The sequence below is a fragment of the Streptomyces sp. NPDC047061 genome (assembly GCF_040643955.1).
In the GTDB taxonomy this organism is placed as follows: domain Bacteria; phylum Actinomycetota; class Actinomycetes; order Streptomycetales; family Streptomycetaceae; genus Streptomyces.
Genome location: NZ_JBEYVI010000027.1, coordinates 71,483 through 87,935, shown reverse-complemented (window position 1 = coordinate 87,935; position 16,453 = coordinate 71,483). Strand labels below are relative to the sequence as shown.

The following is a 16,453-nucleotide window of genomic DNA, read 5'->3' as shown; positions in this document are numbered from 1 at the left end:
CTGGAGGAACGACACACCATGACCACACTCACCGCGGCCACCGTCGGGACATGGACGACCGACGCCCACGACCTGATCACCCCCGCCGCCTGGTACGGACAGCACGACGGCCCCGTGCTGCTCCAGGACGGCACCGTCCTCGTCGCCGGCGGCGCCGACGCCACCTCCTCCGCGATCCCCGACACGGCGGTCTTCACGCCCGCGGCCGGGACTGGGGCCGGGGCCGGCGAGTGGCGGGCCAGGGACCCCCTGCACACGCCCCGGCACCTGCACACCCTCACCCTCCTCGCCGACGGGAAGGTCCTCGCCGCCGGTGGACTCAACGGCACCACCGGCCTGCGGACCGCCGAGGTCTACGACCCCGGCACGGGCAGGTGGACCGCGACCGGTCCGCTGGAAACGGCTCGCTGGGGCCACAGCGCGACGCTGCTCGCAGACGGGTCGGTCCTCGTGACCGGCGGCCGCGCGGCCCGCACCGGCGGCGGTACCACCGCGTTGCGGTCGGCGGAGCGATACGACCCCGGCCACGGCGGTGAGTGGCACACCGTCGCCGCCATGACCGACGCGCGGACCGGTCACACCGCCGTCCCGCTGGCCGACGGGGTCGTCCTGGTCGTCGGCGGGGTCGCCCCGACCGGCGCGGCCGACGACGCGGCCCTCGCGTTCTGCGAGCTGTACACCCCGGGCGAGGACGACGCGCCGGGACAGTGGGCGCCGACCGGGAACCTGCTGCACGCCCGCCACCACCACCGGGCCACCCGGCTCTCCGACAAGACCGTGCTCGTCACCGGCGGCACCGCCCCCGGCTCGCCGGGCGCCGCGCCGTTCGACCCGTTCAGCCAGCGGACGGTCGAGCGGTACGACCTGGACACCGGCACATGGACCGAGCGGGCCGAGATGCCGTCGGGCCGGGCGTTCCACCGCGCCGTCGCGTTCGGATCGGGGCAGGTCCTGGTGGCCGGCGGGTCCGCGAGCGACCGGGACGAGGCCGGGTACCGCAGCGCGTTCGTCTACGACGTCGCGGGCAACACGTGGACGCCGGCGGCCGGGCTCACGACCGGGCGGTGGTCGTTCGCCGCCACCGCGCTGTCCGACGACCGGGTGCTCGTCGCCGGGGGTGCGGTCCGGTCCGGCCTGGCGGCCGCCGACCCGGCCGGCGTCGAACTCACCGCGACCACCGAGCTGTTCGACGGGAGCACGCCGTGACCAATGCGTACTCCTTCCTGCCGTGGCTGCGCACCGGCATCAGTACCCGGATCACCGAGAACCCGCAGACGGCCGAACGGGCCAGTGTCGAAGTGCGGCTCCAGGTCCTGGGCGACGCGCTCGACGGCGGCACGGTCACCCTGCCGCTCGTCACGAAGAACGTCCAGCTCTACGGCCCCGGCGACGTCGCCGGGGTGGACCCGAGGGCGATCTCACGGACCGAGCCGCGGCCGGGCGTGAGCATCGTGGAGCCGAACTTCCTGGCCCACATCGAGTTCTCGGAGGAGGACTTCGTCTGGCGGTACAGCCCGGCCGCCCCGGACGGGACCACCCAGCGGCTCGCGCCGTGGCTGGCGCTCGTCGTGCTGGCCGCCGGCACGGAGTTCACGGAGGTGCCGGGGCCCGCGCACCCGCTGCCCTCCATCACCGTGGCCGACCCGGCCGGCACGCTGCCGCCGCCCGCCCAGCTGGGCGCCTGGGCACACGTCCACGTCAACGGCTCGCTGGCCGATCCGGTCGCGACCGACGACACGGTCGCGGCGCTGGCCGCGCTCGGGGAACTCCTGCGCACCGACCCGGACAGCGCCTGTTCCCGGCTGATCTGCCCGCGCCGCCTGCGGCCCGACACCGCGTACGAGGCGTTCCTAGTACCGGCGTTCGAAACCGGGCGGCTCGCAGGCCTCGGGCTCGACCCGACGGCGTCGCCGGGCGCGCTGTACTCGAGCTGGGGCCCGTCCTATCCGAACCGGCCTGCGGAGGGCCAGCTGCCCTACTACCACCGGTGGGGGTTCAGCACCGGCACCGCGGGCGACTTCGAGTTCCTGGTCCGGCTGCTGCGGCCGCAGGCCCCCGACCAGCGGGTCGGCCGCCGGGGCATGGACGTGCACCGGTCACCGGGCCTCGGACTGCACGGGATCGAGACGCCCGTAGAGCTCGGCGGGGTGCTGCCCCTCGGCGGCGCCCTCAAGGTACCCGTACGGCAGGACGCGCCGGTCGACCCGGCCGAGAACTGGGACAACTTCCTGGGCACGCCGCCCTCGGCGCCGCCGTATCCCCACCCGTTCGAGCGGGCGCTGGCCGATGTGCTCAACCTGGCCGACGACTACCAGCGGCACGCACCCGCGGCGGCGCACGCGGCCGCTCCCCTGGCCGGGCCCGCCGCGGCCCTCGCCGCCGGACCGGACGGCGCGGGCCCCGACCCGATCATCACACCCCCGCTGTACGGCCGCTGGCACGCGCTGACCACCCGGTTGCTGAACGACGGGAACGGCACCGACGTGCCGCCCGAGACCAGCCACAACTGGGTGCACCGGCTGAACCTGGACCCGCGGTTCCGGGTCGCGGCGAACCTCGGCGCCCGCGTGGTCCGGGAGCGCCAGGAAGACCTGATGGCGGCCGCGTGGGCGCAGGTCGGCGACGTGCTGGTCGCCAACGGCCGGATCCGGGCCGCCCAGTTGGCCCGCGAGGTCGGTCACGTGCTCCAGGCCAAGCACGTCGACCCGCCGGCCGGCGGCAGCCCGGCGGCACTCGCGGCGGCGCCCGCGCTGTCGGGCCGCTCCCTGACCCTCACGGCACCGGCCCACTCCCGGGTCACGACCACCGCGAGCACCGGGACCGGCCTCGTCGCCGACACCGCGGACAAGGTCGCGGTCGGGTTCCGGGTGGCGACCAGCCAGGTCGCGGCGGCGCCGGTGTCGCCGGCGATGCGCCGTATTGTCCGGCCGGGCTCCCGCCTGATGCGGACCCTGCCGTTCGACGGCGCGCGAGCGGACGGCCTGCTGTCCCGGATGGACGCCCCCGTCGACCCTGTCACCGCGGCGCCCGTCAAGATCACGCCCGGGGCGCTGGTCACCCCGGCCGACCTGGCCGCCACGCTGCACCCGGACCGGCCACCGGCCGCGGACCCGGTCGACGTCCTGGCGCACAGCCCGGACTTCGTGCTGCGCGCCCTCGACGACCCGGTCCGGCCGCACCCCGGCACCACCGACAGCGAGGAGGCGCTCCGGTTCAAGGCGGCGCTGCGCGAACTGCAGGAGGGGCTCGACACGAGCGTCGCGGTGGGGAACACCCGTCGGCCACCCCAGCTGGACGTGCTCGGCACGACGACCTCGGTGCTCGCCGGGCTGCGCGCGGACGAGACCGTGCCCCGGGCGCTGCTGGAGGGGTCGGTCAGCCTGCCGGAGCGGCTGCGGCCGTTCGCGGCGGAGTTCACCGAGGCGATGGCCTACCCGGTCTTCGATCTGCCGATGTACCAGACGCTGCTGGCGCTTTCGGTCGACTCGTTCGTCCCGAACCTGAACCTGGTGCCGCCGAACTCGATCACCCTGCTGGCGAACAACCGGGAGTTCATCGAGTCCTACCTCGTGGGGCTCAACCACGAGATGGCCCGCGAGCTGCTCTGGCGGGAGTACCCGACCGACCAGCGCGGCACTCCGTTCCGGCAGTTCTGGGACCCGGTCACCGCGTTGCCCCAGCCGCGGGAGACCGCGGCCGAACGCCGCGAGCGAGGCTACGACATCCCGCCGATCCACGAGTGGTCCCTCCGTACCCGGCTCGGCGACAACGAGAACCGGAAGACCGGCCGGCCCCAGGGCGACGACCTCGTCCTGGTGGTCCGCGGCGAGCTGCTGAAGAAGTACCCGACGGCGGCGATCTACGCCCAGAAGGCGGAATGGCCACCGGGTCGCGACGGGCTGCCCGACCCGACCCAGCCCCGGCGGCTCGTCGAGCTCCCGCCGACCGGACTGCCCTCGCCGGAACAGCTCCTGCTGCCGACGTACGAGGCGAAGGCCGACCCGGACATCTACCTGCTCGGCTTCGACCTGGACGCCGACCAGGCGCTCGGCCGCCCCGGCGTGGACGCCGGCTGGTTCTTCGTGATCAAGGAGCGTCCCGGCGACCCGCGCTTCGGCGTCGACGACGGGCCGCCCACCCACCTCGAGGTGTGGAACGACCTCACCTGGGACGACGTCGACCCCGGCGGTCGCGGGTTCCTCGACCTGGACCCGGCCGTCACCGTGCCGCTGGCCGGTTTCGACGGGACCGACGACGCGGAGAAGCAGGACCAGCGCGCCGAAGACGTCAACCTGCCGCTGTGGTCCGCGGGGCTCAGCTCCGCCGACCTGGCCTACATCCTCTTCCAGGTGCCGGTCCTGGTGGCCGTACACGCACAGGAGATGTTGCCGCGATGACCGCACTGAGTGACGACTTCCCGGTGCTGCTGGCCCCGGTCCGCATCGAGGCCCGCTTCACCCCCACCGAGCTCCTGGTCCGGGTGTTCCCCGACGAATGGGCCGTGGACAAGTTCGAACCGAAGCCGACCGACGCCGAGATCGGCGCGCTCGACGCGTACTGGACCGCCCGGTGGGCCGCGGGCGGTCGGGCCGTCGAGCTCCAGACCGCGTGGCGGGAACTGGCCGGGCGGGTCTCCCCCGGACGGGCGTCCTGGCTTCTGCGGACCAGGACGCCCGCCAACCCCGCGGACGAACCGGCGGGGGTGCCCGACGGTTCCGTGGTCCTGGTCATCCGCGGCACGACCGCTCCCGCTCCGGCCGACCGCCAGCCCTCGATCACCTACTGGACCGCGATCTGGCGGGCCCACGGTGACCCCGAAGCCGTACGGCGGGCGGACGCCGCCCTGAACGCCGCCGTGCGGGCCGATCGCGCCGACGCGATCCGCGCCCGTCGTCCGTTCGGAGTGGACGGTGCCGCGGTGAGCGCGGTCGACGACGTCGTCGTCGCGTTCCTCGTGCTGCCCGCGCCCGCGGCGGGCAGTGTGGCCACGGATTCCTGGACGGGTGCCGCGCAGGCCCGGTTGCTGCCGGACCGCTTCCGGGTGCTCGGGTTCGTCGGCGGCGCCCAGGTGGTGTCGGTGACCGGCGCCCCGGTGCCCGCGACGCTGCAGGTGAGCCCGGACCCCACCGCCGCGGACCAGATCAGCGTGAACGAACAGACCGGGGTGCTGCACGTCCCGGACGGGCTCCGCTGGCTCACCGATTTCGACCGGGCGGTCGCGGTCGGCATGGGCGTGCGCATCCCCCGCACCGACCAGTTCCGCGACGGGCTCGACCGGCTGGTCGTACTCGGGCTGCGTGAGCAGTCCACGCCGGCGAAGACCGCCCTCGACCTCGCCGACCTCGTCACCCGGCAGCTGCGGGGCGCGGACGGGTTCAGTCTGCTGCCCCAGGGGACACCGACCAACAACTCCGAAGCGGCTTCCGCGGGCGTCGACGCGGACCAGGAGGCGGACGCCGCCCTGCGGGCCGGCACGACGGCGTTCGCGGCGGCGGCTCCGGCGGACTGGACCACCCGAACGGACGGACAGCAGCTCGTCGAGCTGCTGGGCCTCGACCCGGCCGTGCTGACCGGGATGCCGAACGCGGACGGCACCGACCACCGCGACGCCCGCGCCGCGAACACCGCGCTGTGGCCGGCGACCTGGGGCTACTTCCTCCAGACCGCCATGAACCCGCTCCTGGGCCCGGCCGCCGTCGCGGCGACCCGCGACTTCTTCCTGAAGTACGTCTCCGGCCGCGGTCCCCTGCCGACCGTGAAAATCGGCCGGCAGCCGTACGGCATCCTGCCGACGACCGCGTTCTCCCGGCTCGCCTACCCGCAGTCGGCGACACACCGCCTCGCGTTGCAGAAGGTGCTCAAGGCGGCTGCCGAGGACTGGACAGCGGCCGCCGCCCATGTGCCGCACCTGGGCCAGGACACCGACGACCCGCACCAGCTGCTGCTGGACCTCCTCGCGCTGCATCCGACCTCGGCCGAGTACCACCAGCGGTACGCCCAAAGCGTCGAGGACCTGTTCAACCGGGAGAACCTGGCCGGGCTGGGCGGCACCGTGCTGCCGGCCCTGGACGCGCTGCACCAGCCGCAACCGGTGCGCGCGTTGCTGGAGCGGTTCGGTGCCGCGCCCGGCCCGTCCCCGGACCTGCTCCGCCGGCTGTTCACCGACTTCCAGCAGCCCTTCCTGGCCCCGCTGGTCGACGACCGCCCGCTGTCGGAGACCGAACCGGTCAGGGCGTACACCACGGACGGGAAGAACTACGTGCGCTGGCTGGCCGACCTGGCCGGCGCGAAACCGGCGCAGACCCACCTGGACACCATCCGGCTGGAATTCGGCTTCACCGACGACGTCCGCCCGGCCACGCTGCTCTACCTGTTGCTGCGCCACGCCGTGCTGCTCGGCTGGGACGACACGGCGCGCGCCCTCGCGGCCGCCGCGGGAATGCCCGTGCCGTCGCCGACGGACGCACCGTTCGTCCACGTCCGGGCCGGTTCCACGGAGAGCGAGAGCCGGTTCCGTCTGCTGTACTCCCCGGCCCCCGCCGCCACCGGGGACCCGGCCCGGCTGCTCGTCGACTTCATCCCGGACGTGCTGTCCCAGCCGGGCCCCGCGGCCCCGCTCGCCGAGCAGGCCAAGGCCCTGGACGTACTGGCCGACCTGCCGACCGCCCGGCTGGAACGGGTGCTCGCCGAGCACCTCGACCTGGCCACCCACCGGCTCGACGCCTGGCGCCTCGGCCTGGCCACCGAACGGCTCTCCGAGCTCCGGTTCGGCCCGGACGGCACCGCACCGGCCCGCACCGGACTGCACCTCGGCGCGTACGGCTGGCTGGAGGACCTGCGCCCGGACACCACCGCCCTCGAACCGGTCACCCTGACCGGTCCGCTCGCCACGGTGTTCGCCGGCGGCAAGCCGCTGCTGCACGACCCGCGCAACGAGGGGTTCGTCCACACGCCGTCACCCGGCCACGCCCGGACGGCGGCCGTGCTGCGGGCCGGATACGCGGCCAACCGCACGCCCGACAACCCCGGCGCGTTCGCGGTGGACCTCAGTGCGGAACGCGTCCGCACCGCCCAGTCCGTCCTGGCCGGCCTGCGGCAGGGCCAGTCGCTCGGCGCGCTGCTGGGCTACCAGTTCGAGCGCGGCCTGCACGACCGGCACGGCGAAGCCGAGGTGGACGAGTTCATCGCGGCACTGCGGCTCCGGTTCCCCCTGCGGGCGGGGAAGATCGAACAGACCGCGACCGGCACGGATCCCGGGCAGGTCGAGATCGGACAGGTGGAGGCCAGGAACGTCGTCGACGGTCTCGCCCTGGTCCGGCACCTGACCCGCAACGCCGTACCGCAGACGTACAAGTTCGGCATCGACACGCTGCCCGACGCGAGCCCGGCCCAGGCCGCGGCCATCACCGCCGAAGCGGCACGGCTGCTCGACATCAACGACGCGGTCGCCGACCTCGCCGTCGCCGAGTCCGCCCACCAGGCACTGGCCGGCAACGTCGAGCGCGCCGCCGCGACCCTCGACTCCTACGCCAAGGAGGGGCTGCCGCCCGAGCCCGCGGTGATCGAGACACCGCGCAGCGGGACCACGCTCACCCACCGGTTCGGTCTCCGGCTGAAGACCGGCCTGAATCCGGCCGGCCGGGACACTCCGAGGGCCCAGGCCGAGCCGGCGGTCAACGACTGGCTGCCGTCCCTGCTGCCGTCGCCGCGGAACGTCGCCGCGCTGGTCACGTGGACCGACGAGAAGGGCCACGCCCAGGAACACACGGTCACCCAGGACGACATCGGCCTGGCGCCGATCGACCTGCTGTGGGCCGTGCGGCCGGTCGGGGATGCCACGATGACCGACCTCGACGACCGGATCATCGGCGCCGTGGTCGATGACGCGCACCCGCGGCCCGACCGCGAGCTGACCATCCGTTACACGCAACGGATCCCCGACAAGATCACCTTCTTCGAGCTCTCACCGCTGATCAGCGCCCTGCGTACGCTGCTGACCACCGGCCGGCCCCTGCGTCCGAGCGACCTGGTGCCGGCGGCCGGCCCCACCACCCCGGACCGGTCCCTCGACGACGGCGTCTCGGTGTCGCCGCGACGGCCCGAAGAGGTCCGCGAGTCGCTCACCGATCTCGCCGGCGACGTGGCCGACTACGTCGGCGACCTGGCGCGGCTCTACCCGACGGCGCCCGCCCCGCCACGGCGCGGCGAGGTGCTGGACCGGATCGACGTCTTCCTCACCCGATACGCCGGCCTGGCCGGGACCTCGGCCGGGTTCGGCGTGGTCCGCAGCGGTTGGGGCGAGCTGACCACGTGGCGGCGAGGTGCCTACGCGGAGGTGCTGGCCGCGGTGGCCGCGATCGCCGACCGCCTGGCCCGCGCGCTGGCCGACGCCGACGCGCAGCTCGCCGCGTACGACAAGCTGCCGAAGTCCACCCCGGACGCCGAGCGGTTGCGCCTGCTGCGCGCGATCGAGCGGCTGCTCACCACCACCCCGGCCGTGAACCCGGGCACGCCCCGCGACTTCCTCTCGGCGATCCGCCGTGCGCGGAACATCTTCAGCGGCCGGGTGAACGACCTCAAGGCCCTCGCCGGGACGGACGAGACGACGCTCGGCGGCCTGCTGGAGCGGGTCGACCGCCTGGGGCCGCTGACCGACATCGACCCCACCGGCCTCGACCTGACCGGTCTGAAGGACCGGGTGGTCGCGTTCGGCGCGGAACTGCTGGCGCGCGCTCGCACCCTTGCCGTCGAGCTCCAGGACCGGGTGGCCGCCGGCGATCGGGCGCTGGCCGTCGCGGACGAGCCCGGCGCCACCTCCGCGGACCGCGCGTCGGCCGCGACCGGGGCGCTGCGCGCGATGCTCGGCTCGGACGTCCTCGTCGTGCCCGAGTACGACATCCCGGGCGCCTTCGCGGACGAGCAGCACAACGCGTTCGAGGACAGCGGAAAGCTCGTCCGGCACCTGACCCAGGCGCCGTTCCGCCGCGACTTCCCCGTCGACGACTGGCTGCACGGCGTCGCCAGGGTGCGCGAGATGCCCCGGCTCTGGGAACGGGTCGTGCTGCTCAGCGACGCGCTGCGCGGGGAGGACGGCCTGCTGTCCGGTCAGCCGGACGACGAACCGGGGCTGGTGCCGATCCAGCTGCCCTTCCGGGCGAACGACCACTGGCTCGGGATGGAGCTCGCCGCGGGCGCCGACCTGACCGGGGACCGTGTGCTGTTCACCGCGCACTACGCGGACGAACCGTCGCGCGGCGACGACACCGAGTGCGGGCTGCTGTTCGACGAGTGGACCGAGGTGCTCCCCACCGACAAGGAGACGACCGGCATCGCGGTGCACGCCGACAGCCCGGATTCCGAACCGCCGCAGAGCATGCTGCTCGTCGCCCCGCCGGTACGGACCGGTACGTGGGACGTCGCCGACCTCGTCGCCGCGGTCACCGAGACCTTCGACCTGGCGCGCACCCGGCTGGTCGAACCGGCGCACCTGGACAACACCGGGTACGCCCAGCTGCTGCCGGCGACCGTGCTGTCGGCGACCCGGCAGCCGATCACCATCAGCACCGACCTCGCGATCGCCAACGTGCGCTGGAAGGCAGACCATGACTGAGCCCCGCATCGCGGACCTCGCCGGCGCGCTCCTCCGCCGCGAGAACCCGACGGTCGGCGTGTGGAACCGGCTGGAGGGCCGGCCCCGCACCACCGACTTCGCCCGGGCGCTGCGCGCCGAGATCCGCGACCCGCTGTGGCTGCTGGCCCGGCAGTGGCAGCTCGGCGAGTTCCGCGGCACCGACGGCGGTTCGCCGGTGACCGCGACCTACTCCGTCGTCGCGAGCCCACCGACCCGTTTCCGGCCGGCCGGTGGCCAGGCCGAGCCGCTGCCCACCGACCGTCCGCTCGAGACGGTGGCGGAACGGCGGCCCCTGCCCTTCGCCCTCGGTGCCGAGCCGATCTCGTTCGACCTGCGGCTCTCGCTCGGCCGCCGCTGGCTGAAGCTGGTCGCCGCGTCGTCCGTGCGAAACCGGCGCGACGTCGCCGAGGAGTACGTCCACGACTACCCGATCGCCCTGCCGGGGCCCGACGACGCGCCGGCCGCGCATCCGGAGGTGTGGGCGACCCTTCAGACGGTGGCCGGCCGGCGCATGGACGGATACCCGCTCTACCAGCACGTCAAGGGCGGGGGCCACGCCTCCGACGGCATCTCCGGCCTGCGCCGCCAGGACCGCGACGCGCTGGACGCGCTCGGCCTCCGGCTGGTCGCCTGGTTCGACGAACTCATCGACCAGCCGGGCGGTGACGACGCGTGGGATCCGCGGCGGCTGGAGCACCGGTTCTCCGTCTCCGCCGCGGGTCCCGACGGGGAACGGGTACTGACGGCGCCCGAGTATCCCGGCGGTGAGCTCGACTGGCACGCGTTCTCGGTCGAGGACGGCGGCTCGCTCGGCGGCGCCGGCACGGCACCGCCCGCCCTGAACCGCACGGTCTTCCCCTCGCCCGTACGGTTCTCGGGCATGCCGCTGCCGCGCTGGTGGGCGGTCGAGGACGGGCGGACGAACTTCGCCGCCGTCACACCGGACAGCACCGACCTGGCGCGCCTGATCTTCCTCGAGTTCGCTCTCGTTTTCAGCAACGACTGGTACCAGCTGCCGTGCGATCTGCCGGCGGGCACGCTCGCCAGGATCCAGGGCCTGGCAGTGACCGACGTCTTCGGTGAGCGCCGCTGGATCACCTCGGCCGACGAGGGCACGGACCGGCGCCACTGGTCGATGTACACCCTCGACGGCGACGCCGGGCTGCTCCTCCCGCCCGGTACCCCGAAGGTCGCGACCGGACCGGCGCTCGAAGCGGTCGCGCTGGTCCGCGACGAGAGCGCGAACCTGGTCTGGGGCATCGAGCAGACCGTGCGCATGACGAGCGGCGAGGGCCGGGCCGGCGACGAGGTCGCGGCGGAGTCGCTCGCCTTCCGCCGCCGTCTGCACGAGCCCGGGACTCCGGACGCACCGCACGCGCCGATCTCCTACGAGGTCATGGGCTCGGTGCCGGAGAACTGGATCCCGTTCATCCCGGTGCACGTCCCCGGCGACAACCGGAACGTGCAGCTGCAGCGAGCATCGATGCTGAGCGAGGTCGACGGCACCACCCCGGTCCGGCCGAGGACGGCCCTGCTGCGGGAGGGCCTGGACGCCGGCCGGTCGTACTACATCAACGAGGAGGAGGTGCCGCGCTCCGGCACCCGCCTGACGGCGGCGTACAACCGTACCCGGACCCGAACCGGCCGAGTGGTCGTGTGGCTGAGCATCCAGCGCGACACCGGCCGCGGCGAGCGTTCCAGCGGCCTGGGCTTCGACGAACTGATCCCCAGCGACGAGCAGGCGGGCTGACATCGTGGTTCCAGCACAGACTTCCGTACTGGGAGGCCGCTCCTCGCGAGCCAGGGGGCTGGGGTGCGGGCGAAGGCGACCGGTGGGATTCTGTACTTCCTGGAGGTCAGGGGGGCGACGGCGCGACCCCAGGCACCGGTAGTTGCCCGAGGTGGGTGAAGTGATGGGCATGATGGGAACCAGACGTCCACGACGAGGGCCCCTCACGCCGCTGGCCGCCGTCGTCGACGGCGTCGTCGCAGGCGTCGCGGGGACGATGTGCATGGATGCCACCCGCTATCTGCGATATCGCCGCGCAGGAGGGACCGAAGGTCCCAAGGACTGGGAGTTCGCGCCGGTCGAAGACTGGGAAGCGGCCCCGGATCCGGGCAAGGTGGCGAAGCGGCTCCTGGAGGGGTTCACCCAGCGCGAGGTTCCTGACCGGTGGGCATGGCTCGTGAGTACCGCGATGCACTGGTCCTACGGCTCCGTCTGGGGTGCGCTGTACGGGATCGCCGCCGGATCGGTCCGGCGCCCGAACCCGTTGCTCGGCATTCCCTTCGGCGCGGCGGTGTGGGCCAGTGGCTATCTGGTCCTCCCGCAGGCCGGGCTCTACAAGCCGATCTGGAAGTACAGCGCGAGGACATTGGCCGACGACCTGAGCGCACACCTCGTGTTCGGTCTGGGAGCCGGGACCTGCTTCTGGCTGACCAGCAGACACTGCTGACGTGGCGCTCCGCGGGAGTCCAGGCACGTAGAGGACGTAGAACGCCTGGAGGCGGCTGTGGGGCGGCGCCGACTTCGTACCCTGGTGGCATGCGCATGCGCCCCACCCTGAGCTGGACCCCCGCCGCGGATCTGCCGCCGGGCACCACCGATCTGGAACCGGTCGTCGATGCGCTGAGCACCGGCGGTGTGCTGGTGCTCAGCGGCGCGGGACTCTCCACGGAGTCCGGCATCCCGGACTACCGGGGCAAGGGCGGGAGCCTGAGCCGGCACACCCCGATGACGTACCAGGACTTCACCGGCAGCGCTCACGCGCGGCGCCGTTACTGGGCGCGCAGCCACCTGGGCCGGCGCACCTTCGGCCGTGCCACCCCCAACGCCGGGCACCGGGCCGTGGCCGCGTACGCGCGGCACGCCCATGTCTCGGGTGTGATCACCCAGAACGTCGACGGCCTGCACCAGGCCGCCGGCAGTGAGGGCGTCGTGGAACTCCACGGCAGCCTCGACCGGGTCGTCTGCCTCTCCTGCGGCGTCTTCAGCCCGCGCAGCGCACTCGCCCGGCGGCTGGAGGCCGAGAACCCGGGCTTCGACCCGGTGGCCGCGGGGATCAACCCGGACGGTGACGCCGACCTCACCGACGCGCAGGTCGGGGATTTCCGCGTCGTGCCCTGCGCGCGCTGCGGCGGCGTCCTCAAACCGGACGTGGTGTTCTTCGGCGAGGCGGTTCCGCCGCAGCGCGTCGAGCACTGCCGGCGGCTGGTCCGTGAGGCGTCCTCACTGCTGGTCCTGGGCTCCTCGCTGACGGTGATGTCCGGGCTCCGGTTCGTCCGCCAGGCGCACCAGGAGGGGAAGCCGGTGCTGATCGTCAACCAGGACCCGACCCGGGGCGACCCGCTCGCCCTCACCCGGGTCGCGCTCCCCCTCGGGTCGGCCCTGACGGCTGTGGCCCACCGGTTGGGCATTCCGGTCGGCGGTGGGTCCGCGGGCTGAGGCGGCGCCCACCGGTGTCCGGACGCACCGGCCTCGGGCCCCTGGTCGTCCTCGTGTCCGTCAGTGGTGGAAAGCGGCGTATGCGAACAGAATGGAGATCCGTGGGACCGTGTTCTCACGGCCACGCGCCGCACGGCCGGTGTCCCGCCGACGGAGGGTGGAAGACATGCGGCACTACGATCTCGTGGTCCTGGGGGCGGGCAGCGGCAACATGCTGCTGTCCGAGGAGTTCGATCGTCAGCGGGTCGCCATCGTCGAGCCGGACCGTTTCGGCGGCACGTGTCTGAACCGGGGATGCATCCCGAGCAAGATGTTCGTCGTCGCCGCGGACGCCGCCGAGGGAGCGCGGGAGGCTCGGCGTCTCGGAGTCCACGCGAGCGTGTCGCACGTCGACTGGAAGTCCGTCCGGGACCGCGTGTTCGACCGCATCGATCCGCTGCACGAGAGTGCGGCGGAATACCGCAGAAGCCAGGGCGTCGACGTGTTCACCGAGGCGGCCCGCTTCGTGGCCCCGAAGGTGCTGGAGGTCGGCGCGGAGCGGATCAGCGCCGAGACGTTCGTCGTCGCGGTGGGGTCGCGGCCGGTGGTGCCGGACATCCCGGGGCTCGACACCGTGCCCTTCCACACCTCGGACACGATCATGCGGATCGACGACCTGCCCGCCTCCCTGCTGGTGCTCGGCGGCGGCTTCATCGCGGCCGAGTTCGGCCACGTGTTCGCTTCGTTCGGCGTGGACGTCACGATCGTGCAGCGCGGGCCCCGCCTGCTCATGGCGGAGGACGAGCAGGTGTCGCAGCGCTTCACCGAACTCGCCGCCCAGCGGCACCGTGTGCTGCTCGGTTCGGAGGTCGCCTCTGTCGGACCGAAGGGGGACGGCGTGGCGGCACGGGTGGCCTCTCCGGACGGCGAGCACGCCGTCGAGGCCGACATGCTGCTGGTGGCCGTCGGCCGCAGGCCCAACACCGACCAGCTGCGGGCCGTGGACGGCGGGCTGGAGCTGGACGAACACGGCCGCATCGTCACCGACCACGCCTACCGCACGTCCGTGCCGGGGGTGTGGGCACTCGGCGACGCGGTGAACCACTTCCAGCTCAAGCACGTGGCGAACGCCGAGTCGCGGGTGGTACGGCACAACATCCTCCATCCGCAGGACGTGCGGACGCTGCCGAACACGGTGGCGCCGCACGCGGTGTTCACCCACCCGCAGATCGCCGGTGTCGGCCTCACGGAACAGGAGGCGCGGCGGCGCGGCATCGACTTCCTGGTGAGCGTCCGCGACTACGCCCAGACCGCCTACGGATGGGCCCTGGAGGACACCACCAGTTTCGTCAAACTCCTCGCGAGCCCCACCGATCGCATGCTCCTGGGCGCGCACATCATCGGGCCCCAGGCCGCCACGCTCATCCAGCCCCTGATCCAGGCCATGTCCCTGGGACTGACGGTGGACCGGATCGCGCACGACGTCATGTACATCCACCCGGCTCTCACGGAGGCCGTCGAACAGGCGCTGCTGGAGCTGTAGTCCGGCGGTACGAGGAAGTGCGCCTGGGGCGGCGACGATCAGGCCGTGACGTCGAGGACGACGCGGAACCGTGCCTTGCCGGAGAGCATCCGCTCGTAGGCGTCCATGGCCCGCTCGAAGGGCATCGTCTCGATGGCGGGGCGGATGCCGTGCGCCAGGGTGAAGGCGAGGTTGTCCTCGTTCTCGATGGACGAGCCGGTCAGGCTGCCGACGATGCTCCGGGTGCCGAAGATCAGGTCGGCGGTGGCCACCGACAGCGGGTCGGGCGCGGCACCCACGACGACGAGCTTCCCGCCCGGCGCCAGGCCGCGCACCAGCGGATTCATGGACGCGCCGCTTGACGCCGTGGCGATGACGAGCGAGGCGCCGCCCAGGCCGGCCAGCGCCGCGCCGGGGTCCGTCTCCGCGCTGTCGATGTACTCGTGAGCGCCCAGTTCACGGGCGAGCGGCTCCTTGTCCTTGCCGCGGGCGACGGCGGCGACCCGGTATCCGAGGCTGCGCGCGTACTGGAGGGCGAGGTGTCCCAGCCCGCCGATGCCCTGCACGGCCACCAGGCTGCCCGCTCTGACGGAGTCCTGCTGCAGCGCGGAGAAGGTGGTCAGTCCGGCGCACAGCAGCGGGGCGGCCTCGGCCGCGGGCATGCCCTCGGGGATGCGGACCAGTCCGCTGGCGCGCGCGTAGGTCACCTCGGCGTAGCCGCCGTCGACGTTCGTGCCGGTCTGCCCCTGGTCGAGGCAGTTGACGAAGTCGCCCCGGCGGCACGGCTCGCACTCCCCGCAGTGCCCGTTCAGGAAGCCGACGCCGACGCGGTCGCCGGGGTGCCAGGCGGTGACGCCCGGTCCCACGGCGTCGATGACGCCGACGATCTCGTGGCCGGGCACGATCGGACTCGACGGGTCGGCGCGCAGACCCTCCACGGCGAGGACGTCCGAGTGGCAGACGCCGCAGGTCTCCACCCGGAGGCGGACGTGTCCGGGCGCCGGGTCGGCCGACTCCCGCTCGACCAGCCGCAGGTTGTGGACTCCGGTGGCCTCGAAGGCTCGGTAGGTGGTGGACATGGATGCTCCTTGGTACCGCCCGCCGGGCCTGGGCCGACGGGGTTCGGCTTGACGTTGCGGGTTCAATATGACCGGTCGTCTTAGATGGCGTCAAGCCTGGTCGACAAGGGTGAGCGGGCACGCGTCCCAGGCTTGACAGCGGCCAAGACGACCGGACATATTGAGGGTGAGGTGATCCGAATGGCACGTCCGTCGAAGCGCGAGGAGATCGCGCAGGCGGCACTGGAGCAGTTCCGCACCCGGGGCTTCAACGCCACCGGCATAAGCGACATCACCTCGGCCGCCGGCGCCCCGAAGGGATCTTTCTACAACCACTTCGCCAGCAAGGAGGACAGCGCCCTGGAGGCGCTCGACCGCTATGCCGCCGGCCTGCGCTTCGACATGCTCGACGCCGCCGGGCGCCCCCCGCTGGAGCGCCTCCGGGCACACTTCGAGTTCATGGGCTCGGACACGGTGGACAGCGGCTTCGCCCGCGGCTGCCTGGTCGGCAATTTCGGCGCCGAGGTGGCCGACCACTCCGAGGAGATCCGCTCGGCCGTCCGGCGCGGCTTCCGGCAGTGGGCCTCGCACATCGAGCGCGTACTCGGCGAAGCCCGGGAATCCGGCGACGTCGGCGCCTCGCTCGACGTGCCGGCGACCGCGCTCTTCGTCCTCAGCGCCTGGGAAGGCGCCCTGATCGCGGCCCGCGCCGACAAGTCCGCCGCCCCCATCGACGCGTTCTTCCACATGGTGTTCGACGTCGTCCTGCGCTGAGCCTGCCGGCCTTCCCGCCCGCCCGATCCTGGGCGGCTCCGACC

Annotated in this window: 9 protein-coding genes; 8 read left to right on the top strand and 1 reads right to left on the bottom strand. The window is 73.2% G+C overall.

Translation table 11 applies throughout. The features are described 5' to 3' along the window. Positions 1–18 precede the first annotated feature (18 nt). The 7 genes from ABZ887_RS32125 to ABZ887_RS32095 all read left to right on the top strand — a co-directional run bounded on the left by ABZ887_RS32125 (position 19) and on the right by ABZ887_RS32095 (position 14,598). Entirely contained in the window at positions 19–1,206 is a 1,188-nt protein-coding gene (locus ABZ887_RS32125) for a kelch repeat-containing protein (protein WP_361296942.1), read from the top strand. Further along, positions 1,203–4,397, top strand: coding sequence for a hypothetical protein (locus ABZ887_RS32120; protein WP_361296939.1), 3,195 nt, complete (start codon positions 1,203–1,205; stop codon positions 4,395–4,397). Before ABZ887_RS32125 ends, ABZ887_RS32120 begins: the two co-directional genes overlap by 4 nt. After that, complete coding sequence (locus ABZ887_RS32115) at positions 4,394–9,610, top strand: hypothetical protein (protein WP_361296936.1); 5,217 nt, start codon at positions 4,394–4,396, stop codon at positions 9,608–9,610. The genes ABZ887_RS32120 and ABZ887_RS32115 overlap by 4 nt, the downstream gene beginning before the upstream one ends. Then, on the top strand, positions 9,603–11,381 hold the full coding sequence (locus tag ABZ887_RS32110; RefSeq protein WP_361296933.1) for a hypothetical protein: 1,779 nt from the start codon (positions 9,603–9,605) through the stop codon (positions 11,379–11,381). Before ABZ887_RS32115 ends, ABZ887_RS32110 begins: the two co-directional genes overlap by 8 nt. 142 nt (positions 11,382–11,523) lie before the next feature. Beyond that, positions 11,524–12,087 carry a hypothetical protein gene (locus tag ABZ887_RS32105; protein ID WP_361296930.1) on the top strand — a complete coding sequence of 188 codons (564 nt, stop codon included), beginning with the start codon at positions 11,524–11,526 and terminating at the stop codon, positions 12,085–12,087. 89 nt (positions 12,088–12,176) lie between these two features. Beyond that, the gene (locus tag ABZ887_RS32100; protein ID WP_361296927.1) at positions 12,177–13,076 is read left to right on the top strand and encodes an NAD-dependent protein deacetylase; all 900 of its coding nucleotides are present in this window, start codon (positions 12,177–12,179) and stop codon (positions 13,074–13,076) included. Between the two features lie 166 nt (positions 13,077–13,242). Beyond that, a complete protein-coding gene (locus tag ABZ887_RS32095; protein ID WP_361296924.1) occupies positions 13,243–14,598 on the top strand; it encodes a mycothione reductase in 1,356 nt (451 codons plus the stop codon). A 38-nt stretch (positions 14,599–14,636) separates the two neighbouring features. Here ABZ887_RS32095 and ABZ887_RS32090 read toward each other — a convergent pair whose 3' ends face one another. Next, a complete protein-coding gene (locus tag ABZ887_RS32090) occupies positions 14,637–15,656 on the bottom strand; it encodes an alcohol dehydrogenase catalytic domain-containing protein (protein WP_361296921.1) in 1,020 nt (339 codons plus the stop codon). Positions 15,657–15,836: 180 nt separating this feature from the next. On the opposite strand from ABZ887_RS32090, the gene ABZ887_RS32085 reads away from it, so the two are divergent. Then, on the top strand, positions 15,837–16,409 hold the full coding sequence (locus tag ABZ887_RS32085) for a TetR family transcriptional regulator C-terminal domain-containing protein (RefSeq protein ID WP_361296918.1): 573 nt from the start codon (positions 15,837–15,839) through the stop codon (positions 16,407–16,409). The last annotated feature ends 44 nt before the right edge of the window (positions 16,410–16,453 follow it).